Source organism: Pseudomonas sp. P9_31 (assembly GCF_034008235.1).
Classification (GTDB): domain Bacteria; phylum Pseudomonadota; class Gammaproteobacteria; order Pseudomonadales; family Pseudomonadaceae; genus Aquipseudomonas.
Genome location: NZ_CP125375.1, coordinates 2219674 through 2245033 on the forward strand (window position 1 = coordinate 2219674; position 25360 = coordinate 2245033).

At 58.1% G+C, this 25360-nt stretch carries 24 protein-coding genes and 5 tRNA genes; 20 read left to right on the top strand and 9 right to left on the bottom strand.

Annotated features, from left to right (window positions below; genetic code table 11):
- Nucleotides 1-44: 44 nt before the first annotated feature.
- On the bottom strand, nucleotides 45-398 hold the full coding sequence (locus QMK51_RS09945) for a hypothetical protein (protein ID WP_320393916.1): 354 nt from the start codon (nucleotides 396-398) through the stop codon (nucleotides 45-47).
- Between the two features lie 254 nt (nucleotides 399-652).
- Between QMK51_RS09945 and QMK51_RS09950 the strand changes: the two genes are divergently transcribed.
- Nucleotides 653-1471, top strand: a complete 819-nt coding sequence (locus QMK51_RS09950) for a shikimate 5-dehydrogenase (protein ID WP_320393917.1) — start codon at nucleotides 653-655, stop codon at nucleotides 1469-1471.
- 157 nt (nucleotides 1472-1628) lie between these two features.
- On the opposite strand, the gene QMK51_RS09955 is transcribed toward QMK51_RS09950, so the two are convergent.
- On the bottom strand, nucleotides 1629-2276 hold the full coding sequence (locus QMK51_RS09955; protein WP_258699957.1) for a YceH family protein: 648 nt from the start codon (nucleotides 2274-2276) through the stop codon (nucleotides 1629-1631).
- 128 nt (nucleotides 2277-2404) lie between these two features.
- Between QMK51_RS09955 and QMK51_RS09960 the strand changes: the two genes are divergently transcribed.
- On the top strand, nucleotides 2405-2914 hold the full coding sequence (locus QMK51_RS09960) for a DUF1993 family protein (RefSeq protein WP_007901777.1): 510 nt from the start codon (nucleotides 2405-2407) through the stop codon (nucleotides 2912-2914).
- A gap of 101 nt (nucleotides 2915-3015) precedes the next feature.
- On the opposite strand, the gene sstT is transcribed toward QMK51_RS09960, so the two are convergent.
- Nucleotides 3016-4248, bottom strand: a complete 1233-nt coding sequence (sstT, locus tag QMK51_RS09965) for a serine/threonine transporter SstT (RefSeq protein WP_320393918.1) — start codon at nucleotides 4246-4248, stop codon at nucleotides 3016-3018.
- A gap of 331 nt (nucleotides 4249-4579) precedes the next feature.
- Between sstT and QMK51_RS09970 the strand changes: the two genes are divergently transcribed.
- Nucleotides 4580-5734, top strand: a complete 1155-nt coding sequence (locus QMK51_RS09970) for an MFS transporter (RefSeq protein WP_258699959.1) — start codon at nucleotides 4580-4582, stop codon at nucleotides 5732-5734.
- 4 nt (nucleotides 5735-5738) lie between these two features.
- Here the strand turns inward: QMK51_RS09970 and nhaR are convergent, their stop codons facing one another.
- Complete coding sequence (gene nhaR / locus QMK51_RS09975; protein ID WP_320393919.1) at nucleotides 5739-6638, bottom strand: transcriptional activator NhaR; 900 nt, start codon at nucleotides 6636-6638, stop codon at nucleotides 5739-5741.
- Between the two features lie 156 nt (nucleotides 6639-6794).
- Here nhaR and QMK51_RS09980 point away from each other — a divergent pair, with 156 nt between their 5' ends.
- Together QMK51_RS09980 and QMK51_RS09985 are read left to right on the top strand one after the other, a co-directional pair.
- Nucleotides 6795-7037 carry a hypothetical protein gene (locus QMK51_RS09980; protein ID WP_320393920.1) on the top strand — a complete coding sequence of 81 codons (243 nt, stop codon included), beginning with the start codon at nucleotides 6795-6797 and terminating at the stop codon, nucleotides 7035-7037.
- 28 nt (nucleotides 7038-7065) lie between these two features.
- On the top strand, nucleotides 7066-7815 hold the full coding sequence (locus tag QMK51_RS09985; protein ID WP_320393921.1) for a TerC family protein: 750 nt from the start codon (nucleotides 7066-7068) through the stop codon (nucleotides 7813-7815).
- Nucleotides 7816-8005: 190 nt separating this feature from the next.
- Here the strand turns inward: QMK51_RS09985 and QMK51_RS09990 are convergent, their stop codons facing one another.
- Entirely contained in the window at nucleotides 8006-8176 is a 171-nt protein-coding gene (locus QMK51_RS09990) for a hypothetical protein (RefSeq protein ID WP_320393922.1), read from the bottom strand.
- Between the two features lie 171 nt (nucleotides 8177-8347).
- Here QMK51_RS09990 and QMK51_RS09995 point away from each other — a divergent pair, with 171 nt between their 5' ends.
- From QMK51_RS09995 to QMK51_RS10005, 3 genes are all read left to right on the top strand, one after another.
- Complete coding sequence (locus tag QMK51_RS09995) at nucleotides 8348-9076, top strand: peptidase C39 family protein (protein ID WP_320393923.1); 729 nt, start codon at nucleotides 8348-8350, stop codon at nucleotides 9074-9076.
- A gap of 93 nt (nucleotides 9077-9169) precedes the next feature.
- Entirely contained in the window at nucleotides 9170-9388 is a 219-nt protein-coding gene (locus tag QMK51_RS10000) for a DUF6021 family protein (RefSeq protein WP_320393924.1), read from the top strand.
- Nucleotides 9389-9395: 7 nt separating this feature from the next.
- On the top strand, nucleotides 9396-9620 hold the full coding sequence (locus QMK51_RS10005) for a hypothetical protein (RefSeq protein ID WP_123496538.1): 225 nt from the start codon (nucleotides 9396-9398) through the stop codon (nucleotides 9618-9620).
- Nucleotides 9621-9676: 56 nt separating this feature from the next.
- On the opposite strand, the gene pbpG is transcribed toward QMK51_RS10005, so the two are convergent.
- Both pbpG and folD read right to left on the bottom strand, forming a co-directional pair.
- Nucleotides 9677-10615 carry a D-alanyl-D-alanine endopeptidase gene (gene pbpG, locus QMK51_RS10010; RefSeq protein WP_320393925.1) on the bottom strand — a complete coding sequence of 313 codons (939 nt, stop codon included), beginning with the start codon at nucleotides 10613-10615 and terminating at the stop codon, nucleotides 9677-9679.
- 273 nt (nucleotides 10616-10888) lie between these two features.
- Nucleotides 10889-11743: a bifunctional methylenetetrahydrofolate dehydrogenase/methenyltetrahydrofolate cyclohydrolase FolD gene (gene folD / locus QMK51_RS10015; RefSeq protein WP_320393926.1), complete on the bottom strand. Its 855-nt coding sequence runs from the start codon at nucleotides 11741-11743 to the stop codon at nucleotides 10889-10891.
- A 276-nt stretch (nucleotides 11744-12019) separates the two neighbouring features.
- Here folD and QMK51_RS10020 point away from each other — a divergent pair.
- The 12 genes from QMK51_RS10020 to QMK51_RS10075 all read left to right on the top strand — a co-directional run bounded on the left by QMK51_RS10020 (nucleotide 12020) and on the right by QMK51_RS10075 (nucleotide 22792).
- Nucleotides 12020-12096, top strand: a tRNA-Arg gene (locus QMK51_RS10020).
- 32 nt (nucleotides 12097-12128) lie between these two features.
- Nucleotides 12129-12204: transfer RNA gene (locus tag QMK51_RS10025), tRNA-His, on the top strand.
- A 58-nt stretch (nucleotides 12205-12262) separates the two neighbouring features.
- A tRNA-Leu gene (locus QMK51_RS10030) sits at nucleotides 12263-12347 on the top strand.
- A gap of 77 nt (nucleotides 12348-12424) precedes the next feature.
- Nucleotides 12425-12500, top strand: a tRNA-His gene (locus QMK51_RS10035).
- Nucleotides 12501-12892: 392 nt separating this feature from the next.
- The gene (gene tig, locus QMK51_RS10040) at nucleotides 12893-14203 is read left to right on the top strand and encodes a trigger factor (RefSeq protein ID WP_320393927.1); all 1311 of its coding nucleotides are present in this window, start codon (nucleotides 12893-12895) and stop codon (nucleotides 14201-14203) included.
- Nucleotides 14204-14296: 93 nt separating this feature from the next.
- Entirely contained in the window at nucleotides 14297-14932 is a 636-nt protein-coding gene (gene clpP / locus QMK51_RS10045) for an ATP-dependent Clp endopeptidase proteolytic subunit ClpP (RefSeq protein ID WP_007901795.1), read from the top strand.
- Nucleotides 14933-15044: 112 nt separating this feature from the next.
- Nucleotides 15045-16328, top strand: coding sequence for an ATP-dependent Clp protease ATP-binding subunit ClpX (clpX, locus tag QMK51_RS10050; protein WP_008048848.1), 1284 nt, complete (start codon nucleotides 15045-15047; stop codon nucleotides 16326-16328).
- Nucleotides 16329-16739: 411 nt separating this feature from the next.
- Nucleotides 16740-19136 (top strand): endopeptidase La, encoded by a 2397-nt coding sequence (gene lon / locus QMK51_RS10055; RefSeq protein ID WP_258699967.1) that lies wholly within the window; start codon nucleotides 16740-16742, stop codon nucleotides 19134-19136.
- A gap of 150 nt (nucleotides 19137-19286) precedes the next feature.
- Nucleotides 19287-19559 (top strand): HU family DNA-binding protein, encoded by a 273-nt coding sequence (locus QMK51_RS10060; protein WP_002552737.1) that lies wholly within the window; start codon nucleotides 19287-19289, stop codon nucleotides 19557-19559.
- Between the two features lie 53 nt (nucleotides 19560-19612).
- Nucleotides 19613-19689 (top strand) — tRNA-Asp (locus QMK51_RS10065).
- A gap of 102 nt (nucleotides 19690-19791) precedes the next feature.
- Nucleotides 19792-21663, top strand: a complete 1872-nt coding sequence (locus tag QMK51_RS10070) for a SurA N-terminal domain-containing protein (RefSeq protein WP_320393928.1) — start codon at nucleotides 19792-19794, stop codon at nucleotides 21661-21663.
- Nucleotides 21664-21943: 280 nt separating this feature from the next.
- A complete protein-coding gene (locus QMK51_RS10075) occupies nucleotides 21944-22792 on the top strand; it encodes a DUF2242 domain-containing protein (protein WP_258699969.1) in 849 nt (282 codons plus the stop codon).
- Nucleotides 22793-23140: 348 nt separating this feature from the next.
- On the opposite strand, the gene QMK51_RS10080 is transcribed toward QMK51_RS10075, so the two are convergent.
- Entirely contained in the window at nucleotides 23141-24181 is a 1041-nt protein-coding gene (locus QMK51_RS10080) for an AraC family transcriptional regulator (protein ID WP_258699971.1), read from the bottom strand.
- A 4-nt stretch (nucleotides 24182-24185) separates the two neighbouring features.
- Complete coding sequence (locus tag QMK51_RS10085; protein WP_258699972.1) at nucleotides 24186-25316, bottom strand: carbon-nitrogen hydrolase family protein; 1131 nt, start codon at nucleotides 25314-25316, stop codon at nucleotides 24186-24188.
- Nucleotides 25317-25360 lie beyond the last annotated feature (44 nt).

Below are 25360 nucleotides of genomic sequence, written 5' to 3' on the forward strand. Positions count from 1 at the left end.
CCACAAAAAAGGCCCCGCTGTTGAGGCGGGGCCTGATGAGTCTGTTACCAGCGGTCGCCACGGTAGTAACCATGGGGAGGGCCGTAGTAGCCGCGTGGCGGTCCGTAGTAAACCGGCGCCGGACGGTAGTAGATCGGTTGTTGCACGTACACCGGAGCGGGTTGGTAGTAGACCGGCGGCGGTTGCTGCACATACACCGGCTGTGGCTGAACGTAAACCGGTTGCTGCTCCACATACACTGGCCGGTCGCGGCCGATAATTGCTGAGCCGATGATTGCCGAGCCGACGATCGCACCAAACACAGCCGGGCCTTCCCAGCCACGCCCATGTGCTTCTGCCTGCCCTGCGATAGCGAGAGCACCGATCAGCAAAGCTACTGTGGGGATTTTACGGATCATGATAATTCCTCGGTTCTTCGACCCGGCGCTTGCGTCTGCAATAGACACAAGTTGTTGCGGGGATACTTCTAAGACAGCGTTTTTTTGAAAATCAGCACAGCCGTTGGGTAAATTTTGTGTAAGGTCTGTACCGCTTTCTTTACCGTGCTGTGTGGGGGGCGTTCCCCTTGGTACAGACAGACCTTTATGATCGATCACAATCCGATGGAGTGGTTAATCCCGTCCATCTGAAAGTGCTATTGAAGGAGATTAGGATGCAGATGAACCCCAACAAAGACACCCAGCTGTGCATGTCGCTCTCAGGGCGCCCCGGCAATTTCGGCCTGCGGTTTCACAATCATCTGTATGAGCAACTGGGCCTGAATTTTTACTACAAAGCCTTCAGCAGCCAGGACCTGACGGGCGCTGTCAGTGGCATCCGCGCTCTGGGCATTCGGGGTTGTGGCGTGTCGATGCCGTTCAAGGAAGCCTGTATTGCGCTGGTCGATGAGCTGGACGCATCGGCTGAGGCCATTCAATCGATCAACACTATCGTCAACACCCACGGCCACCTCAAGGCTTACAACACCGATTACATTGCCATCGCCCAGTTGCTCGAAACCCATCAGGTACCCAAAGACTCGACTTTTGCCCTGCGCGGCAGCGGCGGCATGGCCAAGGCCGTGGCCAGTGCCCTGCGCGATGGCGGCTACAAAAACGGTCTGATCGTGGCCCGCAACGAGCACGCCGGGCGTGCTTTGGCCGAATCGTTGGGTTACTCATGGCAGGCGGAGCTGGGGGGCCAGCGCCCGCAGATGCTGATCAACGTCACGCCGATCGGCATGACCGGCGGGCCGGAAGCCGATCAACTGGCGTTCGACCCTGAAGCCATCGCTGCCGCCGAAATTGTCTTCGATGTGGTAGCGATTCCCTCGGAAACACCGCTGATCGTGCGCGCACGCGCCGAAGGCAAACGAGTGATCACCGGGCTGGAAGTGATTGCCATCCAGGCGCTGGAACAGTTCGTGTTGTACACCGGCGTGCGGCCGACCGATGAGCAGTTCCAGAAAGCCGTGGCGTTTGCCCGGAGCTGAATTCCGATTATTGGTTGGACCTGTGGCGAGGGAGCTTGCTCCCGTTCGGCTGCGAAGCAGTCGCAAAACCGGCAAACCCGGCTAACGGGGCCGCTTCGCGACCCAACGGGAGCAAGCTCCCTCGCCACAGGGAGCTCGGCACAGCGGGAGCACGGGTCTATTCGAGGCGTGCCAGTCGCTCTTCCAGCGCCGCAATTCGCGCTTCAAGCTCTTCGATTCGCTCAACCGACACGCCGCCACTGGCGCCACGCTCCACCGGATTCTGTCGGGCCGCCAGGATGGCTTCGATATCCGCCGGATCGCCCAGCGCATGCATGTAACGGTCTTCGCGCTGGCCGGCCTGGCGCGGGATCAGCAGCGCCAGACCTCTGGCAATCAGGCGTTCGAGCTGATGCACCACCTGCTCGGCATCTTCGAAGTCATGCATGCGGCCACTGCGGGTCAGCAGCTCGTTGACTGTCTGCGGACCGCGCAAGAACAGCAGCCCGGTCAGAATCACCTGCGCCGGCACCAGTTCCAGTGCCTTATCGACCCGATGTTCCCAGCGGTCGGCACGGCTGCCCATCACCAGTCGGGTGAAGCCGCGACCTTCAAGGGCCCGCAGGCTCTGGCCGACCTGGCCCTGGCTGAGGTTCATCACCGGTTCGCGGCTGGTTTTCTGGTTGCAGGCAATCATCAGGGCATTGAGGGTCAGCGGGTAGGTTTCCGCACTGGTGGCCTGTTTCTCGATCAACGAGCCCAGAATGCGGATTTCCGTGCTGTTGAGCCGTGGTTCGTCGAAGGTCGTTTCTTGCTCAGTGCTCATCGCGCTATTCCCTAGGCAGTCGAGCCGCCTAGCCTAATCCTTGCTGAATAAAAGACAAGTCGCAGGGCGCGCCAGCATGGCTATAATCGCCCCACGCTTTTTTACTCCTGTCACTACATGAGATTGCCATGACCATTTCTCTCTATGCCGCTTCCGTTCCGGTTTTCCAGCAAATGCTCAACGCCCTGAGCAACAACCTGAGCAAGGCTGAAGCCCACGCCACCGCGAAAAACATCGACCCGAACGCGTTTCTGCAAGCCCGCCTGTACCCGGACATGTTCCCGCTGGTGCGTCAGGTGCAGATCGCCGTTGATTTCGCCAAAGGCGTTTCGGCGCGCCTGGCTGAAGTCGAACTGCCGAAATACGATGACACCGAAACCACCTTCGCCGAACTGCAAGCGTTGATCGCCAAGGTCCTGGCCTTCATCGGCGAGATCAAGCCTGAGCAGATCGATGGCAAGGAAGGCATCGAAATCGTTACCCGTCCAGGCACGCCTAAAGAGAAGCGCTTCACTGGCCAGGCTTACCTGCTGAGCTATGGTCTGCCGCAGTTCTTCTTCCATGTCACCACCGCTTACGCACTGCTGCGTCACAACGGTGTGGAAGTAGGCAAGCGCGATTACATGGGCGCGTTCTAAACCGCTCAGGTACGAAAAAGCCCGCCAAGGTTTACGCCTTGGCGGGCTTTTTCGTTTTGCCTTCTGTAGGCGCCGGCAAGCCTGGCGCCTACACGTGTGTTTTACGCCAAACGCTGCGCTTTCAGCTCTTCACCCTGGCACGCAGCCGCGGTGAATAGCACGTCGGTGGAGGAGTTCAGCGCGGTTTCAGCCGAGTCCTGCAACACGCCGATGATGAAGCCGACTGCCACCACTTGCATGGCGATTTCGCTGGGGATGCCGAACAGGCTGCACGCCAGCGGAATCAGCAACAACGAACCACCGGCCACGCCCGAAGCGCCACAGGCACAGATCGCCGCGACAATGCTGAGCAGAATGGCCGTCGGAATATCCACGGCGATGCCCAGGGTGTGCACGGCGGCCAGGGTCAGCACGGTGATGGTGATCGCCGCGCCGGCCATGTTGATGGTGGCGCCGAGCGGGATCGATACCGAATAGGTGTCTTCGTGCAGGCCCAGACGCTTGCTCAACTCCAGATTGACCGGAATGTTCGCCGCCGAACTGCGGGTGAAGAAGGCGGTGATGCCGCTCTCGCGCAGGCAGGTGAGTACCAGCGGATACGGGTTGCGACGCAGCTTCCAGAACACGATAGCCGGGTTCATCACCAGCGCCACGAACAGCATGCAGCCCAGCAGCACCGCCAGCAGGTGCATATAACCGATCAACGCGCCGAAACCGGAGGTGGCGAGGGTCGAAGCCACCAGGCCGAAGATCCCCAGCGGCGCAAAACGAATCACCAGGCGCACAATCACGGTCACGCCATTGGACAGGTCGCCCAGCACTTCGCGCGTCGTCTCGCCAGCATGGCGGATCGCAATGCCCATGCCGATCGCCCACGCCAGAATGCCGATGAAGTTGGCGTTCATCAGTGCGCTGACCGGGTTATCGACCACGCTGAGCAGCAGGCTTTGCAGCACTTCGCTGATGCCGCCCGGTGCGGTCACCGCAACATCCTGGGTAGCCAGCACCAGACTCGACGGAAACAGCGAGCTGGCAATCACCGCCACCGCGGCCGCCGCGAAGGTGCCCAGCAGGTACAGAAACAGAATCGGCCGGATATGGGTTTCCTGGCCGTGCTTGTGGTTGGCAATCGACGCCATGACCAGCACGAACACCAGAATCGGCGCGACAGCCTTGAGCGCCGAGACGAACACTTTACCAATGAAAGCGGTGGACTTGGCCAGCTCGGGCGCGAACAACGCCAAGGCAATCCCGGCGATCAGGCCGATGATGATTTGCGTGACCAGGCTGCTGCGTTGCAGTCGTTGCAAGAGAGAAGGGGATGAAGCGGTCATAACGGCATCTCTGATTTTATTAGGGTGCAGGGTTCTGCTCATGCAGCAAAAAGCCGGGCAGGCCACATGGCAGGAACCGAAGGGGTCGCCGCATCAATGCCAATGAATGGCCGATGAGCAAAGTGTAAGTACCGCAGGCCGCGGACTTTATCACAGCGTAGCCGCGATCCTTCAGACCTGTGACGATCTGCCACCCGATTGTTCAACGAGATTTGCAGGTTCGTGCAACTTCGCCCGGAAACACTCTGTTAAGCTTCGCCATCCTCATTTTCATGTTCTGCCAGTGGGCCTCTGGGTTGTCGCTGGTGTCGTCGTTTTCCTGGAGTTCTGCATGCTGTTGCCCATTCTTCTGTTGTCCGCCGCCGGTTTCACGGTGCTGACCACGGAATTCATCATCGTCGGCCTGTTGCCGGCAATCGCCCGTGATCTGGACGTCAGCATTCCTCAAGCGGGTTTGCTGGTGACCCTGTTTGCGTTCACCGTGGCCGCGTTCGGGCCGTTCCTGACGGCGTACTTCGCAAGGTTTGAACGACGCAAACTGTTCATCAGTGTGTTGATCATGTTCGGCCTGGCCAACACGCTGGCGGCATTTGCGCCGAATATTTGGGTGATGGCCATCGCCCGGTTGATTCCGGCGCTGGGGCTGCCGGTGTTCTGGGCGTTGGCCAGTGAAACCGCGGTGGACATCGTCGGGCCGGACTACGCCGGGCGGGCCATCGCCAAGGTCGGTTTCGGCATCGTCTGCGCCACGGTGTTTGGCATTCCTGTCGGCACGCTGATTTCCGACGCGTTCGGCTGGCGCAGTGCTTTCGGCATTCTGGCGGTGATCGCGTTTGCCAAGGCGCTGCTGCTGTTTATCTACCTGCCGAAAACCAGCCTGCACCAGCACCAAGTGAGTTTCCGTTCACAGTTCAAGATCCTGCGCAGCCCGCTGATGCTGGGGCATGTACTGCTGTCGATCCTGGTGTTCAGCGGCATGTTCACCGCTTACACCTACCTGGCGGACATCCTTGAGCGCCTCGCCGGTTTCAATGGCACGGTGGTCGGCTGGTGCCTGATGGGCTTCGGTGCGGTCGGGCTGATCGGCAACTCGCTGGGCGGCCGCGCGGTGGATCGTCACCCGCTGATTGCTTCTGTGACGTTTTGCGCGTTCATGATTGCCGGCATGGTAACGCTGGTGCCGAACATTCATTCGCCGCTGGGGCTGGCGGCGGCGATGGGGATTTGGGGCGTGACCCAGGCGGCGTTGTTCCTGGTCAGTCATGTGCGTTTGATGAAGGCTGCGCCTGAAGCGCCGGCCTTTGCTGCGTCGCTGAACATTGCCGGGGCCAACCTCGGGATCGGACTGGGCGCGATGGTCGGTGGTCGGGTGATCGACAGTGTCGGCCTGGGCGGACTGGGTTTCGCAGCCGCCGGTTTTATCCTTGTCTCGATCCTGTTGGCGATGGCGCTGATGACCTTCAAACCTCGGGAAATCTGCGCCTGAGGCGTCACATCTCGGTGAACAGCTCGCGTCGGGCACCTTCGGTAATGGCGACAATGCCGGGGTGCTTGACCTTGCGTTCAACTGAAATGGCATAGAACGATTCGCTCACCGCGTCGGTCTGGCCGATCAACTCCACGCTGCATTGGCGTTTCACTTCGTCGGCAATCACGCTCGGGCCGATGAATATCCCGCTGCCGGATTGGCCGAAGGCCTGCATTAAAGCGCTGTCGTCGAACTCGCCGACGATTCGAGGCTGAATCTGCTGTTCGGCAAACCAGCGTTGCAAGCGACTGCGTACCACGGTTTCCGGCCCGGGGATCAGCAGCGGGGCGCCGTGCAGGCTGCGGGGGAAGTCCTGGCCATAACGCGCTGCCAGTTCAGCGGTGGCGAAGAAGCTGATGCCGCATTCACCGAGTTTCTGGCTGTAGCCCCTGATGTCCAGATGCGAGGGCATCGGGCTGTCGGAAATCACCAGATCCAGGCGCTGAATCGCCAGGTCGGCAAGCAAACGTTCCAGTTTGTCTTCGCGACAGGTGATGCGCAGCGGTTCGCTCAACTCCATGGTCGGTGCAATCAATCGATAAACGATCGATTTGGGCACCACATCGGCGACGCCCACCCGAAACAGAATCTGTTGCTCATTAGGCTGCGCCCGCAGCATCAGCTCCAATTCGCCACCGAGTTGAAACATCTGCTCGGCGTAGGGCAGGGTCTGACGCCCGGCTTCAGTGAGTTCCAGCTGCCGGCCGACCCGGCGAAACAACTCGATGCCGTAGGTTTGCTCGAGCAGGGAAATCTGCCCGCTGATGGTCTGTGGTGTCAGGTTCAACTGCTCGCAGGCGCGCACGATACTGCCGGTCTTGGCCACCACCCAGAAATAATGCAGCTGTCGGTAATTCAGCATTCATGTTCCCCGTAGCGTATGTTTTGCTATGGATTCGTAAAAACCGAAGTATAACCGCTTAAAATACGAATTTTCCTGAAGTATTTTCCTCTTTAGACTGCCTCGCTATCGACGGGGCGCCATTTGGGCTCTGTCTGTTCTATCGAGGAAAGCATCATGAAGCTTAAAACCCCTGCGCTGCTGATCACCTCTTTATTGGTGTTGGCCGGCTGCGACCAGGCCGAGAAGAGCGCCCAGCAACTGATGGGCAAGGCTGCCGAAACCGCCAAACAGGCGATTGACGATACCCACAAAGCCGCCGAGCAAGCGTTGAGCGATGCCGCCGGTGGCCTGATCAGCAAGAAAGAACAACCGGCCAAAGAGTCGGACAAAACCGAATCTTCGTCCCAGGAAATCTAAACCGTCTACAACCAGTCAGGACTGACCCATGGAATACCTTTTAGAACTTGCTGCAAGCCCCACCGCCTGGGTCGCCCTGGCCACGCTGGTGGTGATGGAAATCGTGCTCGGCATCGATAACCTGATCTTCATCTCGATCCTCACCAACAAGCTGCCCGAACAGCATCGCCAGAAGGCGCGGCGCATCGGTATCGGCATGGCGTTGATCCTGCGCCTGGCGCTGTTGAGCACCATCGCGTTCATCGTTCAGTTGACGGCACCTGTGATCGAGATTCTTGGCCATGCGTTCTCCTGGAAGGACATGATCCTGATCGCCGGCGGCCTGTTCCTGTTGTGGAAGGCGACCACCGAGATCCATCACAGCATGGACCCGTCGCCGGAAGATCCGACGTCGGCCACCTCGACCGTGACCCTGGGCTTTGCCGCCGCGATCGGTCAGATCCTGATGCTGGACATGGTGTTCTCCATCGACAGCATCATTACTGCTGTCGGTATGACCGAGCATTTGCCGATCATGATCATCGCGGTGGTAGTGTCGGTACTGGTGATGTTGTTGGCGGCTGATCCTCTGGCCAAGTTCATCAACGACAACCCGACGGTGGTGATGCTGGCGCTGGGTTTCCTGATCATGATCGGCATGACGCTGATCGCCGAAGGTTTCGGCGCCCACGTACCAAAAGGCTACGTCTACGCGGCCATGGCATTCTCGGCGACGATCGAAGGCTTGAACATGCTGTCTCGGCGGGCCAGGCAGAAGCGCGTAGCCGCTGAAGCTTAACCTTCATTAAACGAAACGGCCGCCTGAACTCGAAAGAGTCCAGGCGGCCAGTTTAAGGCGCGGAACCTGTGGGAGCGGGCTTGCTCGCGAAAGCGGTGTGTCAGGAGACATTGATACTGACTGATACGACGCCTTCGCGAGCAAGCCCGCTCCCACATGGATTCGTTTTTGTATGACTGAAAAGCGCCAGTCAGTGCGCAGTGGCGGGGTGTCCAGCCGGCTTGTCGGTTTTCGTTGCAGGCGCCGATTGAACCGGGCGGTGATGGTGCCGGCGGGTAATACGCAAAACGCCCCACAGCATGGCGGCAGCCACCGCCATCCAGCCGGAAATCAACATTACAATGGTCATTGTCAGGCTCATCAGTGCCTCCTCTTTGCCCTGCAGCGGGCGCACACTCTTCCTTGGTAAATGACAGTCTAGCCGCTGCTGTGTTTCAGGCTACTGAACAAAGGTCGCCTGTCATCAACCCGTTCGCTCTATCGAATGCAATCAACTGCCGGTTAAGGCTATACCGCTGTCGCGCGGCATCCTATGATCGGCGGCCAAGCCGGGAGTTCGATTGCCTGGCGTCTGAACAAGAGAGTGATGATGGTGCGGGTATTTTCTCGAATTCGATCTTTGGCGCTGATCGTTGGCTGCGTTACCGGCCTGGCTGGCTGTGCGGGGAGCGTAGCGCCCGAGATCAAGCGTCTGCCGGAACGTGTCGAACTCAGCGGTACGTTCTATCGCGGGCAAAGTTATCAAAGCGGGCCTCAGGTGCTGGCCAGCCTGTTGTCCCAACAGGACATCGTGATCACCCCGGGGTTGCTCGAAAAGCCCCTGCATTTACCGGGCGCCGAAGACCGGTTGCAGCAGAACATGCAAAACCTCGCCCGCGAGTACGGGATGGTGGTTTATCCCCTCGACAGCCATTTGCCGGCGCTGTTGGCCCAGGTAGCGGCCGGTTACCCGGTGATGGTGCGCTTCACCGAAGGTTCGGCGTTCTGGGCGGGGCCCCGATACGCCATTCTCGCTGGTTACAACCGTCAGAAGCAGACCGTGTTGCTGCGCGCCGGGATGGATCGTCGGTTGCTGATGGGGTTCGGTTCCTTTGAGTCGGCGTTCGAGAATGCCGGTGGCTGGGCTGTATTGATCCAGAAGCCGGAGCAGATTCCGGCCAATGTCGATCAGCCGCGCTGGCTGAAAGCGGCGAGCGATCTTGCCCAGTCAGGCCAAGAGCAGGCGGCTGCCCGGGCGAAGAAGGCGCTGACCGCGAAGTAAGTTTGCGCTCGTCATCGGCATGGCACCGCCGCGCTATGCTGGAGTCTCATGTAGAGGGCCCGGATTTTTCCGGGACCATGATCAGGAGGCGCCATGGCACATTCCAATACTCCCACCGGCCCGCACTCGTCTGAGCATTCGTCCGATAATGAGTTGGGGTTCGACCCCGATTCTCCGGATGTAGCCGATCCACAGGTCGACCCCATCGGGCCTGCCAAGGCGCCCAGGGATGTAAAACCGGGTGAGGAGGGCAAGAAGGCTCCTGCGAAGCCTTACGACCCACTCGGTAATCTGAAACCCAAGTCTCAGTGAGGTGTATATGTCTACCGACTCGAGCTTTGACGACAAACGTCCAGATCCTCCAGACAGTGTTCCAACAACCCCTGAATCGGACCTGGACCCCGTGATGGACCCGGACAGCCCTTTAAGGGACCCCTTGGCCAGACCGACAGTGGTGCCGACAAAGCATCCGCAGGGTTGGAAAGACCCGAGTGCCGGGGATGGCATTCCGGATGACGATCAGATGCCGCTGCCCAATGATTAATCCTGGACAAAAAAAGCCCCGAATATTCGGGGCTTTCGTTTAGAGGCGTTTCGATTTTATTTCGAAGCTTCAATCACGCCGCTCTGGCGATGCTTGAGGTTCTTGTCGGACTTGTACTGCAGGGCTACGGACGGCACGTTGGCGCTCTTGCCGGTTTCGACCCAGTCGCGAATACGGCTGGCATCGGCAAAGTGCGTGTACTTGCCGAAGGCATCGAGAATCACCAGCGCAACCGGACGATTACCCATGCTGGTCACCAGCACCAGGCAGTGGCCTGCTTCATTGGTGAAACCGGTCTTGGTCAGTTTGATGTCCCAATTCGGCTTGTTGACCAGGTGGTCGGTATTGTGGAAACCCAGGCTGTAGTTGGGTTTACGGAACGAAACGGTTTTTTCCTTGGTGGTGCTCAGCTCAGTCAATAACGGGTACTTGTGCGCGGCGATCAGCAGTTTGCTCAGGTCGCGGGCGGTGGACACGTTGCGAGGGGAGAGGCCCGTCGGTTCGACGAAGTGGGTGCTGGTCATGCCCAGCGCCTTGGCTTTGGCGTTCATGGCGGCAATGAACGCGACATAACCGCCCGGATAGTGATGCGCCAGCGTCGCGGCGGCACGGTTCTCCGAGGACATCAGGGCAATCAACAGCATCTCGCGGCGCGACAATTCGCTTTTGAGTTTGACCCGGGAGAACACGCCTTTCATTTCCGGTGTGTCGCTGATGTTGACGGGAATGTATTCGTCCATGTTCTGCCGCGCTTCCACGACCACCAGGCCGGTCATCAGTTTGCTGACGGACGCGATGGGTACGACGACATCAGGATTGCTGGCATAGATGACTTTGTTGGTCTGCAGATCCATCAGCAAAGCGCTGCCGGACGCGATCTTCAGTTGTGAATTGTCTCGTGGCGCCGCGGTGGTGTCAGCGGCGTTGACCGTTGGCGCGATGAAAGTCCCTGTAACTGCAAAAACTAGGCTCAGGATGGAAAGACGGATTTTCACGCTGGCAGACTCATAAAGGGTGGATATGCCGTTTTGTAACGGGCTGTTTCTTAAAAACGACGCATTTTAGGAGTATGTGCCAGGAAAGCCATAGGCGCCTGTAATACAGGGGGTAAAAGTGAAGAATATTTAATGCTGTCCCCATTTTGTACCCCCTCCGGCTTTCCTGCTTCCCGATTGCTGAGCCGTCGATGGTCGAGCTTTTTCTGCGGGCAAAAAGAACCCCGCGATGGGCGGGGTTCTTTATAGGTGGCGCTGTGTGCAAGCGAGAACTCAGCTATGCAGTGTTTCCGCGGCGTACAGCGTGTTTTCCAGCAGGCAGGCGCGGGTCATCGGGCCGACGCCGCCCGGTACCGGAGTGATCCAGCCGGCGCGTGGCAGGGCTGTTTCGTAGGTCACGTCACCCACCAGTTTGCCGTCTTCCTGGCGGTTGATGCCGACATCGATCACGATCGCACCTTCCTTGATCCACTCACCCTTGACCAGTCCCGGCTTGCCGGCGGCAACCACGACCAGATCGGCGCGGCCGACATGGCCCGCCAGGTCCTTGGTGAAGCGGTGGGTGACGGTCACGGTGCAGCCGGCCAGCAGCAGTTCCATCGCCATCGGACGACCAACGATGTTGGACGCTCCGACAATGACCGCGTCCATCCCGTAAAGATCGACACCGGTGCTTTCCAGCAACGTCATGATGCCTTTAGGCGTGCACGGACGCAGCAGCGGAATGCGCTGGGCCAGACGGCCGACGTTATAAGGGTGGAAACCGTCGACGTCCTTGTCGGGACGAATGCGTTCCAGCAATTTGGAGGCGTCCAGGTGTTCTGGTAAAGGCAGTTGAAGCAGAACGCCGTCAATCGCCGGGTCGTCGTTCAGGCGATCGATCAGATCGGTCAGTGCTTCTTGAGTGGTTTCGGCAGGCAGGTCGTAGGCTTGGGAAAGGAAGCCGACCTCTTCACAGTCTTTACGCTTGTGCGAGACATAAACCTGAGAGGCAGGATCGCTACCGACCAGGATCACCGCGAGGCCGGGCGTGCGCAGGCCTTGCTGGCGACGCTCGGCGACTCGTTTGGCGATCTGCTGGCGCAGGCTGGCGGCGATCGATTTGCCGTCGATTAGTTGTGCAGTCATTGCGCGTGATTAACCATCGAGAGGGGAAAAAAAAGAGAGCGCATTCTCGCATGTCATGAGGTGAGGGCAAAGGCGCTTGGTCAGCAAATTCCCCTAACTCCTTTAATTAAATGAATTTTTTTTAAAAAGGATTTGACGGCCTTCGGGTCGCTCTATACTATTCGTCGCACTTGTCGGGTACAGCCTAGCACTGGTTGAGAAGGTTGAGCAGAATCGAAGTTCTGCAGGACTGATAAAGCACTTAGTTTGTAGTCCTTCAAGGTTACAGCTAACAAGGCGCCCGTAGCTCAGCTGGATAGAGCATCCGCCTTCTAAGCGGATGGTCGCAGGTTCGAGTCCTGCCGGGTGCGCCATTAGGCAGCTTTGGCACAAGTAGCGCGATATGGTGGGCGTAGCTCAGTTGGTAGAGCACGGGATTGTGACTCCCGTTGTCGTGGGTTCGATCCCCATCGTCCACCCCATATTTCGAAAGGCGCCAGATTTAACAGTCTGGCGCCTTTGCTTTAACAGCTTCAATCCGCGGATGTGGTGGAATTGGTAGACACACTGGATTTAGGTTCCAGCGCCGCGAGGCGTAAGAGTTCGAGTCTCTTCATCCGCACCAAATAAAGCTTCACTCATGCCGGTTGGCTTGATTGGGCTCAACAAAGAAGTTGTTTGGCTTCTTTGTCACGCAATATGGTGGGCGTAGCTCAGTTGGTAGAGCACGGGATTGTGACTCCCGTTGTCGTGGGTTCGATCCCCATCGTCCACCCCATATTTCGAAAGGCGCCAGATTTAACAGTCTGGCGCCTTTTTTGTTTCAATGGTTTGAATGTTCAGCGGCTGCAGGTTGTGGGTCGCAGGGGTAGGTCGCTTCGTCGTATTTATGTTTCTCGATGATGCTCGATTCGCCCGCCGATCCCTTCGCGGGGTTGGCTGTCAGGGATGGATTGCCGATTCCTTCTATATATAGGAGGGTTGGTGCAGGGCCCTGGCTGTATTTGCTAACAGGGCGAGGCGCAACCGTTTGTCCCCGCCTATAAATTGCCTGCTGCTTTTTTACCCGTTTTCAGTAGGGTGACTTCTTGAGTTTGACCCACTAGAATGCATGCCCTTGATTCTGGGGTCGGAAACGGCCGGCTAACGTCTGTGCAACGAGGAATATCCATGCAAGTTTCTGTTGAAAATACTTCTGCTCTTGAGCGCCGCATGAGCATCACCGTGCCGGCTGAGCGCATCGAGACTCAGGTCAACAAGCGTCTGCAGCAGACTGCCCAAAAGGCCAAGATTGCTGGCTTCCGTCCAGGCAAAGTGCCAATGAGCGAAATCAAGCGCCGTTTCGGTGCCGAAGCTCGCCAGGAAGCGGTAGGCGACGTGATCCAGTCTTCCTTCTACGAAGCTGTCGTCGAGCAGAAGCTGAACCCGGCTGGTTCGCCTTCGATCGAACCTAAATCCCTGGAAGCGGGCAAGGACCTGGAATACGTAGCTGTATTCGAAGTGTTCCCTGAGTTCACCGTTGCCGGTTTCGAAGGCATCACTGTCGAGCGCCTGAGCGCTGAAGTGGCTGACGCCGATCTGGACAAAATGCTGGAAGTCCTGCGTAAGCAGAACACCCGTTTCGAAGTGGCCGATCGCGCTGCTCAAAACGAAGACCAGCTGAACATCGATTTCGTTGGCAAGGTCGACGGTGAAGTGTTCGCTGGCGGTTCCGCCAAAGGTACTCAGCTGGTGCTGGGTTCCGGTCGCATGATCCCTGGTTTCGAAGACGGTCTGGTTGGCGCTAAGGCCGGCGAAGAGCGCGTTCTGAACCTGACCTTCCCAGAGGACTATCAGAACCTCGACCTGGCAGGCAAAGCCGCTGAGTTCACCGTGACCGTGAACACCGTTTCCGAGCCTAAACTGCCAGAGTTGACCGAAGAGTTCTTCGCTCAATTCGGCATCAAGGAAACCGGTCTGGAAGGCTTCCGCACCGAAGTTCGCAAGAACATGGAGCGTGAACTGCGTCAGGCGATCAAATCCAAGGTCAAGAATCAGGTGATGGACGGTCTGCTGGCCACCAACCCGATCGAAGTGCCAAAGGCTCTGCTGTCCAACGAAGTCGACCGTCTGCGCGTGCAGGCTGTTCAGCAGTTCGGCGGCAACATCAAGCCTGACCAACTGCCGGCCGAGCTGTTCGAAGAGCAAGCCAAGCGCCGCGTTGTGCTGGGTCTGATCGTGGCTGAAGTGGTCAAGCAATTCGACCTCAAGCCTGACGAAGCCCGCGTTCGCGAGATGATTCAGGAAATGGCTTCGGCTTATCAAGAGCCTGAGCAGGTTGTGTCCTGGTACTACAAGAACGACCAGCAACTGAACGAAGTTCGTTCGGTTGTGCTGGAAGAACAAGTTGTGGATACTGTTCTGCAGAAAGCTAGCGTGACCGACAAATCGGTCTCTTACGAAGAAGCAGTCAAGCCGGTAGAAGCTCCACAAGCCGACTGATTGTTTTTGCGGTAAGAAGCACACACCATAAGCCAGCCTTCGTGCTGGCTTATGCGTATTCAAGACATAACTATTTGGGAGTGACTGCAGAGCATGTTCCGTAATTCGTATATTCAGCAGAACTCTGATATCCAGGCCGCAGGCGGCCTGGTCCCGATGGTTGTCGAGCAATCTGCTCGTGGCGAGCGCGCCTATGACATCTACTCGCGCCTTCTCAAGGAGCGAGTGATCTTTCTGGTTGGTCCGGTAGAGGACTACATGGCCAACCTGATCTGTGCGCAACTGCTGTTCCTTGAAGCGGAAAACCCGGACAAGGACATCCATCTCTATATCAACTCGCCGGGCGGTTCGGTGACGGCGGGCATGTCGATCTACGACACCATGCAGTTCATCAAGCCAAACGTGTCGACCACCTGTATCGGTCAAGCGTGCAGCATGGGTGCGTTTCTACTGACGGCCGGAGCCCAAGGCAAGCGTTACTGCCTGCCGAACTCACGTGTGATGATTCACCAGCCACTGGGCGGTTTCCAGGGCCAGGCCTCGGATATCGAAATCCATGCCAAGGAAATCCTCTTCATTCGTGAGCGTCTCAACACGCTGATGGCCAAGCATAGCGGGCGCACTCTTGAAGAAATCGAGCGCGATACCAACCGCGATAATTTCATGAGTGCAGAGGCAGCGCGTGAATACGGGTTGATCGATGAAGTGATCAACCAGCGCCCCGCTTAAAATAAGCAGCTCAAAATAAGGTTGGTCGGCGGGTCCGATCACCAGCGGGCTTGAAAAAGCCCGCAATAGCCTTCATCTTGTGTTGCAAGCCTATCGGATTTGGATCGAACGAATGACTGACACCCGCAACGGCGAGGACAACGGCAAGCTGCTCTATTGCTCCTTCTGTGGCAAAAGCCAGCATGAAGTACGCAAATTGATTGCCGGCCCCTCGGTCTTTATCTGCGACGAATGCGTCGACCTGTGCAATGACATCATCCGTGAGGAGGTGCAGGAAGCCCAGGCCGAAAGCAGCGCGCATAAATTGCCTTCGCCTAAAGAAATCAGCGGCATCCTTGATCAGTACGTGATTGGTCAGGAACGTGCCAAAAAGGTTCTGGCCGTAGCGGTGTACAACCACTACAAGCGTCTGAACCAGCGCGACAAAAAGAATGACGACGTCGAACTCGGCAAAAGCAACATCTTGCTGATCGGCCCGACAGGCTCGGGTAAAACCCTGCTTGCCGAAACTCTGGCCCGCTTGTTGAACGTTCCGTTCACCATCGCCGACGCAACCACCCTCACCGAGGCGGGTTATGTGGGTGAAGATGTCGAGAACATCATTCAGAAGCTGCTGCAGAAGTGCGATTACGATGTGGAAAAGGCCCAGATGGGCATTGTCTACATCGATGAGATCGACAAGATCTCGCGCAAGTCTGACAACCCGTCGATCACCCGGGACGTTTCCGGTGAAGGCGTGCAGCAGGCCCTGCTCAAGTTGATCGAAGGCACGGTCGCTTCCGTTCCGCCTCAAGGTGGTCGCAAGCATCCGCAGCAGGAATTCCTTCAGGTCGACACCCGTAACATCCTGTTCATCTGCGGTGGTGCGTTCTCCGGTCTGGAGAAGGTTATTCAAAACCGTTCCACCAAGGGCGGCATCGGTTTCAACGCGGAAGTTCGTAGCAAGGAAGAAGGCAAGAAAGTCGGTGAATCCCTGCGTGAAGTCGAACCTGACGATCTGGTCAAGTTTGGTCTGATCCCGGAATTCGTCGGTCGTCTGCCGGTACTTGCCACGCTGGACGAGCTTGATGAAGCTGCATTGATGCAGATTCTCACCGAGCCGAAAAATGCTCTGACCAAGCAGTATGCCAAGTTGTTCGAGATGGAAGGCGTGGACCTGGAATTCCGGACCGACGCGCTGAAATCGGTCGCCAAACGCGCTCTGGAACGCAAAACCGGTGCTCGTGGACTGCGCTCGATTCTCGAAGGTGTGCTGCTCGACACTATGTATGAAATTCCCTCGCAGTCCGAGGTGAGTAAAGTAGTGATCGATGAAAGCGTTATAGAAGGCAAGTCCAAGCCACTGTATATCTACGAAAACAGTGAGCCGACTGCCAAGGCAGCGCCAGACGCTTAAGCGTCACGCTGCTGGAATAAAGAAGGGGCCTTCGGGCTAATGCTGCTCAGTTAAGGAGCGGAATCTGTGGGAGCGGGCTTGCTCGCGAAAGCGGTGTGTCAGGCGACATCAATGTTGACTGTACTACCGTCTTCGCGAGTTAGCCCGCTCCCACATGGATTGCGCTTAACTGACTGGCATTAGGCCTGCGGGCCCCTTTGCTATTGTGGGAGCTGGCTTGTCGCATCGCTGCGAAGGCGGCATGACAGCCGACCTTTTTGGATGCATCCGGACCCATGCAGGCGCTGCCGTAAGCGGCGATCTTTAAAGTGGCTCTTTTATCCGCTTGTTTTTTTTGAAAGCAGCCCCCATCTTGGTTTCAAGCTTACTTCCATCTGTTTACGGCCTTATGGCCGCCGTAGAGGCGAAATCATGAAGACGACCATCGAATTGCCTCTCCTGCCATTGCGTGATGTCGTGGTTTATCCGCACATGGTTATCCCGCTGTTCGTGGGGCGCGAGAAATCCATCGAAGCCCTCGAGGCTGCGATGACGGGCGACAAGCAGATCCTTCTGCTGGCTCAGCGAAATCCTGCTGATGACGATCCCGGTGAAGAAGCACTTTATCGCGTAGGCACCATTGCTACCGTTCTGCAGCTGCTCAAGCTGCCTGACGGCACGGTCAAGGTTCTTGTAGAAGGCGAGCAGCGGGGCGCCGTGGAGCGCTTCAGCGAAGTCGACGGCCACTGCCGAGCCGAAGTCTCGCTGATCGACGAAGTCGACGCGCCTGAGCGCGAGTCGGAAGTGTTTGTCCGCAGCCTGCTGGCTCAGTTCGAACAATATGTACAGCTGGGCAAGAAAGTCCCCGCTGAAGTCCTGTCGTCGCTCAACAGCATCGACGAGCCAGGCCGCCTGGTCGACACCATGGCCGCGCACATGGCCCTGAAGATCGAGCAGAAGCAGGAAATCCTCGAAATCATCGATTTGTCGGCCCGGGTCGAGCACGTTCTGGCGTTGCTGGATGCCGAAATCGATCTGCTGCAAGTCGAAAAACGCATTCGCGGTCGCGTCAAAAAGCAAATGGAGCGCAGCCAGCGCGAGTACTACCTGAATGAGCAGATGAAGGCCATTCAGAAAGAGCTGGGCGACAGCGACGAAGGCCACAACGAAATCGAAGAGCTGAAAAAGCGTATCGATGCCGCCGGCCTGCCGAAAGACGCGTTGGCCAAGGCTCAGGCCGAACTGAACAAACTCAAGCAAATGTCGCCAATGTCTGCGGAAGCGACCGTGGTGCGTTCGTACATCGACTGGCTGGTTCAAGTGCCATGGAAAGCCCAGAGCAAAGTGCGCCTGGACCTTGCCCGTGCCGAAGACATTCTCGATGCAGACCACTACGGTCTGGAAGAAGTCAAAGAGCGGATCCTCGAATACCTCGCCGTGCAGAAGCGTGTGAAGAAGATTCGTGGTCCGGTGCTGTGCCTGGTCGGTCCTCCAGGGGTGGGTAAAACCTCTCTGGCAGAGTCGATCGCCCACGCCACCAACCGCAAATTCGTCCGCATGGCCCTCGGTGGTGTGCGCGATGAGGCGGAAATTCGTGGCCATCGCCGGACGTATATCGGTTCGATGCCAGGAAGATTGATTCAAAAGATGACGAAGGTGGGGGTCCGCAACCCGTTGTTCCTGCTCGATGAAATCGACAAGATGGGCAGCGACATGCGTGGCGATCCGGCGTCGGCGTTGCTGGAAGTGCTCGATCCCGAGCAGAACCACAACTTCAACGATCACTATCTGGAAGTCGACTACGACCTGTCCGATGTGATGTTCCTGTGCACCTCCAACTCCATGAACATTCCACCGGCGCTGCTGGACCGGATGGAAGTGATTCGTCTGCCGGGTTACACCGAAGACGAGAAGATCAACATCGCCGTCAAATACCTTTCGCCGAAGCAGATTACGGCCAACGGCCTGAAGAAAGGCGAGCTGGAATTTGACGCCGAAGCGATTCGCGACATCATTCGCTACTACACCCGCGAAGCCGGTGTACGTGGGCTGGAGCGCCAGATTGCCAAGGTTTGCCGCAAGGCGGTCAAAGAGCATGCGATGGAGAAACGCTTCTCGGTGAAGGTCACTGCTGACATGCTGGAGCACTTTCTGGGCGTGCGCAAATTCCGCTACGGTCTGGCTGAGCAGCAGGATCAGATCGGTCAGGTTACTGGCCTGGCATGGACCCAGGTGGGCGGCGAATTGCTGACCATCGAAGCCGCAGTCGTGCCGGGTAAAGGCCAGCTGATCAAGACCGGTTCTCTGGGTGACGTGATGGTCGAATCGATCACCGCGGCCCTGACCGTCGTCCGCAGCCGTGCGAAGAGCCTGGGGATTCCCCTGGACTTCCACGAGAAGCGCGACACGCACATCCACATGCCTGAAGGGGCGACCCCGAAGGACGGCCCTAGCGCCGGTGTAGGCATGTGCACGGCCCTGGTGTCGGCATTGACTGGCATTCCTGTACGAGCGGACGTCGCCATGACCGGCGAAATCACCTTGCGTGGTCAGGTGCTGGCGATCGGCGGCTTGAAGGAAAAACTGCTGGCTGCTCACCGTGGCGGAATCAAGACGGTGATCATTCCTGAAGAGAACGTACGCGATCTGAAGGAAATTCCTGACAATATCAAGCAAGATCTACAGATTAAACCAGTTAAATGGATTGACGAGGTCCTGCAAATTGCGCTGCAATACGCGCCGGAGCCCTTGCCAGATGTGGTTCCGGAGATCGTTGCAAAGGATGAAAAGCGCGAGTCTGACTCTAAGGAAAGAATTAGCACGCATTAGTACGCATTTGCCTGGGAGGCTTCCTTGACAGTTTTTTAGAGCCCTTGATATAAAGCGGCTCTTAAGTGTCTGTAGGCCATTCAGCACTCGTTTTTTTGCTTTCACCAAAAAACTTAGAATCAAACTCAAATAGATATAAGGGGACTTAGAGTGAACAAGTCGGAACTGATTGATGCTATCGCTGCATCCGCTGATATCCCGAAAGCTGCTGCTGGCCGTGCGCTGGACGCTGTAATCGAATCCGTCACTGGCGCTCTCAAGGCTGGCGACTCTGTTGTTCTGGTTGGTTTCGGCACCTTCTCCGTGACCGATCGTCCAGCTCGCATCGGTCGTAACCCGCAGACCGGTAAGACGCTGGAAATCGCAGCCGCCAAAAAACCAGGTTTCAAAGCCGGTAAAGCACTGAAAGAAGCTGTCAACTAAGTTCGATTCAGGTTTTTGCCTATCCGGGTCGGGGTCATTCCTGACTTGGCAGCGGAGCGGTAGTTCAGTCGGTTAGAATACCGGCCTGTCACGCCGGGGGTCGCGGGTTCGAGTCCCGTCCGCTCCGCCAGTTACGAGAAGGCGCATCCTCGGATGCGCCTTTCTTCTATCCGGATTCTACCCACGCTCCACGGTTGCCTAATTTTGAAGTTCAACCGTTTCTGGGGGACGCATGCTGCAGAATATCAGGGACAATTCACAAGGCTGGATTGCCAAGACCATTATCGGGGTCATCGTTGCACTGATGGCTTTGACCGGTTTCGACGCCATTTTTCGGGCCACGACGCACAGCAATGAGGCGGCCAAGGTCAATGGCGAAGAAATCAGCCAGAACGAGCTGAGCCAGGCGGTCGATATGCAACGCCGTCAGCTCATGCAACAGCTGGGCAAGGATTTCGATGCTTCCTTGCTCGACGAAAAAATGCTGCGCGAATCGGCCCTCAAGGGCCTGATCGATCGCAAACTGCTGCTGCAAGGCGCAGAAAAATCGAAATTCGCTTTCTCCGAAGCCGCTTTGGATCAGGTGATCTTGCAAACGCCTGAATTCCAGGTGAGTGGCAAGTTCAGCGCCGAGCGTTTCGACCAGGTGATCCGTCAACTGGGCTACAGCCGTCTGCAATTCCGTCAGATGCTGGCTCAGGAAATGCTGATCGGTCAGTTGCGTGCCGGCCTGGCCGGTAGCGGTTTCGTCACCGATGCACAGGTTCTGGCCTTCGCCCGTCTGGAAAAGCAGACCCGCGATTTCGCCACCCTGAACGTCAAGGCAGATCCTGCGGCTGTGAAGCTGACCGACGATGAGGTCAAGGCCTACTACGACGAACACGCCAAGGAATTCATGACGCCGGATCAGGTGGTCATCGATTACCTCGAATTGAAAAAGGCTTCCTTCTTCGATCAGGTCAGCGTCAAGGACGAAGACTTGCAGGCGGCGTATCAGAAAGAAACCGCAAACCTGTCCGAGCAACGCCGGGCTGCGCACATTCTGATCGAAGTGAACGACAAGGTGACCGAAGCACAAGCCAAGGCCAAGATCGAAGAGGTGCAGGCGCGTCTGGCTAAAGGCGAGAAGTTTGAAGCCCTGGCCAAGGAGTTCTCCCAGGATCCAGGCTCGGCGAACAATGGTGGTGACCTCGGTTTCGCGGGGCCAGGCGTCTACGATCCAGTGTTTGAAAAAGCCCTGTATTCGTTGGCCAAGGATCAGGTGTCGGAGCCGGTTCGCACTGACTTCGGTTTCCACCTGATCAAGCTGTTGGGTGTTGAAGCGCCTGAGGTGCCAACGTTCGCCAGCCTGAAAGACAAGCTGACCCGCGAGCTGAAAACCCAGCAGGTCGAGCAGCGTTTCGTCGAGGCGACCAAGCAATTGGAAGACTCCTCGTTCGAAGCGTCCGATCTGGCCCAGCCGGCACAAGACCTGAAGCTGACCGTCCACACTTCCGCGCCATTCGGCCGGGAAGGTGGCGAAGGTGTTGCGGCCAACCGTGCCGTGGTGACCGCTGCATTCAGTCCTGAAGTGCTGGATGAGGGTGCCAACAGCACCGCCATCGAGTTGGACCCGGAAACCGTGATCGTGCTGCGCGCCAAGGAGCACCGCAAGCCTGAGCAACTGCCGCTGGAAAGCGTGGCTGCCAGCATTCGCGTGCAATTGACCAAGGAGCACGCCAGTGCTGCCGCCAAGACCAAGGCCGATCAACTGGTTGCCAGCCTGCGCGATGGCAAGACTGCGCTGGACAAGGCGATTGACGGTCAGAGCTGGAAAGTCACCGCAGCAGCCACTCGCGCTCAGGAAGGGACCGACCCAACCGTGCTGCAAGCGCTGTTTCGCATGCCCAAGCCAGCCTCCAAAGACAAGTCGACCTTCAGCAGCGTGACCCTGGCCGATGGTAGCCTGGTGATTGTGCGTCTGAACGGCGTGAACGAAGCTGCGGCGCCGACCGAGGAAGAGAAGGTTCAATACCGTCGCTTCCTCGCCTCGCGCATTGGCCAGCAAGACTTTGCGGCCTACCGCAAACTGCTGGAACGCGAGGCTGAGATCAAGCGTTTCTGATGCCTGACTGAGTTTTGCGCGACACAAAAAACCCCAGCCGAAAGGCTGGGGTTTTTCATGGGGGAAACAAAAAGATCGCAGCCTGCGGCAGCTCCTACAGATGAACGCGATCCCCCGTAGAGGCTGCCGCAGGCTTCGATCTTTTGATTTTTGCTCCGGCGGGACTTTCTCCTGATATGACGGTCAATGAATCTGTAGCCGTTTTAAGACACAATCGATACTCCGCTAAGCATTAATCTGTTGCACAATACGCCCCGAACCGTTTTCCTCAGGATGTTCAATGTTTAAATCAATTCCCATGCGTGTTGTCGGGCTGGCCTTGGTGCTGGCCGCCGCTGCCGGTTGTTCGTCGAAGAAAGCCGCCGTCTATGAGCATGAGAACTTCGACGACTCCGGGACGTTCTCGCGCAGCTACCCGGTGACCGATGCACAAACCTGCGAAGCCGCCCGTCGGGCTTTGCTCAGCCAGGGTTACATCATCACCAGCAGTGATCCGAAACTGATCAGTGGGCACAAGAGCTTCCAGCAGACCGGCGAGACCCATATGGAGATCAGTTTCAATGTGGTCTGCGCCGATGACGGCAGCGAGGGGCATCATGCGACCATGTTCGCCAACGCCCTGCAGGACCGCTATGCGCTGAAAAAGACCAACAACTCCGCCAGCCTCGGCGTCGGCGTGTTGGGCTCGGTATCGATGCCGATCGGCTCGTCCGACGACTCGATGGTCAAGGTCGCCAGCGAAACCGTGTCTTCGGCCAAGTTCTACGAGCGCTTCTTTGCCCTGGTCGAATTGTTCCTGCCGCCGGAAGCGAAGAAGGCCGCGCACATCATCGAGAAGCCGAAAACCGAACTGGGGGTGCCTGAAGCCAAGGCTGCACCGGCTCAGTTGGCGCCGACCCCGACCCCGGCGGCAGAACCTGCTCCGGCAGTCGCACCAGCTCCTGCACCTGCCGAAGCCGCTCCAGCCACTTCGGAGCCTGTTGTGCCGCCTGCTGAAACGGCGCCAATTACTCCGGCCGCGAGCAGTGAGCCGACTTCATCCGCGGAAGCGGTCACGCCAGCGGCGGATTCAAGCACGCTGCCGGCGCCGACCGAGCCGATTTCGGCGCTGCCTGTCTCCAGCCAGTAATTGGTTCCCGTTGTTACGGGGGCGGGTCAGACGACACCGCCTCCGTAATGCCTTTCAAGATTGATCCACATCACGCCGGGCCGTATTCCTACGGCTTATATCGAAAAAAACCTGTGATAAATTTCTGACCACCTGCTACGTTTTATTCAGTAGCGGCATCGTATCGTGCTCGAGTCATTTTTCTTTCATGTGGGCACTTTATGCTCGGGGCGCTGGACATTTATTCAGACGATTTTTTCAATAAGCGATGGGGGTTTAATTATGGATGATTATCAAGAAGAACTGCTCGAGTATCAGGCGTTTGAACTGGACCCGCCGGAACCGGCCGAAGACGCTACGGAGCTGTAATTACGCGGATTGGCGATGACTGCGGCGAAACTCGCCGGGGGTCTGGCCGTTCCAGCGTTTGAAGGCCCGTTGAAAGGCTTCGGCTGAGGCAAACCCCAGCAGGTAGGCGATTTCGCCGAACGCCAGTTCAGTGTCGCGAATGTAGGTCATGGCCAGGTCGCGGCGTGTGTCGTTGAGGATTGCGCGAAATTGCGTGCCTTCCTCGGCAAGTTTGCGGCGCAAGGTCCAGGTTGGCAGCTTCAGGCGTGCCGCGACTTCTTCCAGGTCGGGTTCCCGGCCGCCATTGAGCAACGGCCCCAGTAACTGAGTGATACGTTCACGCAGGCTGCGGGTGCGTGTCAGTTGCTCCAGTTCCCGTTCACACAGTTGCAGCAGGTGCCGCCAGGTGCTCGGGCAGTGCTCCGGGTTGCGCTGAGCGAGGCTGTCCAGGCTCAGGCGCAGCTGATTCTGTTCGGCGCCAAACTGAACCGGACAATCCCCCAGCACGGCATAGGCCTCACGGTAATCCGGCGCCTGGAACTCGATCTCGATCCGTTCGGCGCGTAGCGGGGCAGGGCTTACGCTGGACAATTGCTGCAACCAGCCTGCGATGATCGAGTCCACCACGAAGCGGTTGTAGGCGTTGTAGGGGCTGATGGAATAGAAACGCAGCCAGGCGCCTTGAGCGTCTTCATGAAAGCTCGACTGGCCGCGATAGTTGGAGCCGTACAGCGCTTCGAAGCGAATCAGGCAGCGCGCCGCTTCGCGCACGGTGGGTGCCTGGGCGGCGGTGACGCCGGCCAGTCCGGCCTGGCTCAGGCGACTGAGCTGGCCCATGCGCAAACCCAGTGCCGGGTCGTCGGTCAGTTGAATGGCGCCGTGGCCCAGGCGCATGTAGCGCGGGATCGAGAGGCGTGCACCGGCTTCGGCCAGTCGCGCGGCGTCGAGGCCGTACTGTTCGAGCAGCGGTTGTGGGTCCAGGCCATGGCTGCGTACGGCGTCGGCCAGGCTATGGACGAAGCCCACCGACAGATCCCCGAGGCGCATCGGCTGCGGTTTCATCGGCTTACAACCAGAGGTTCAGCAAACGCGCGCCCCGGGCATCGCCGTCGGCGAATTGTTGCCCGTTGCTGCTGAGGAAGCTTTGACCGGCGCTGCCCTTGTCCCAGAACTGGCCGCGCAGGAACACGCTCATGCCGGCGATGGCCTGGCTGCCGGACGGTTGGGCAATCAGTGTCAGCCGATGCCAGGCCTGACCTTCACTGACTTCGCCGGCCTTGAGGCTGACAGAACTCGGCGAGGGTTGGCCCTTAAAGCCGCGCCACGGTTGATCCCAGACCCCGCGCCCGACGACGAACGCCGGGACCGCCACCAATTGCGCGCCCTGATCGTCGAGTTTGCGGTAGTTGTCGGGGTACCAGCTGTCGCTGCCGATCAACACGCCCAGGCGCCCGGCCGGGGTGTCGATGACGTTGATCGTAGGATCGGAATTGGCTTCGAGCGTGTCGCGCTTGGCGAAAGTGGGGTGTACTTGCCGCTGGGGTTGGCCGATCGGCAGGCCATCGCGACCGAACACCATGCTGCTGTTGTACAGCGCGCCGTGGCCGATGTGCAGGACGCCGTCGCTGACACTCGGCTCGGGTAACACGATGGAGCCGGCCACCAGGGTCACGTGGAATTCTTTCGCCAGACCCCCGAACAGCGCCTGGTAATCCTTGGCCATGCCCTTGGCTTTCATTCGCAAGTGCGCGTCGTCGAGGCGGCTGGCGCCCTCGGCGCCGATCAGGGCGCGGATGAACTGCAACGGGTTGCTCACCGCCAGCCAGTTCATGGCTTCCTTGAGCGTGGTGGCCTGGTACAGCTCGTCTTTCTCGCCGCTGACCATCAACCAGGTACCGATATGTTCTGGCAGCACGACGATGGTTTTTTCATTGAGCAGGCCCTGGTCCTGGGCTTTCTGCAAATAGGCCGCGAGCTTGCGATGCAGGCGCTCGGGGCTTTGATAGTCGGTGGGGAACAGCTCAGGCTGGATGCCCAGCAAGTTGCCACGATCGGCGGGGGTACCCTGATCGACCGCAAGATTGATGCGCAAGTCTGACAGGTAATGACCCACCGGACGGTCCGCGGCCCACATGGCGTAGGTCGTGAGGGCGGCGATCAACGCCATGGAGAGGGTCAGGTACAGAAGTTTGCGCATGGAAAACAGTCAGCGGCCGTGTGCAGGGTTCGCGACTAGGGTAG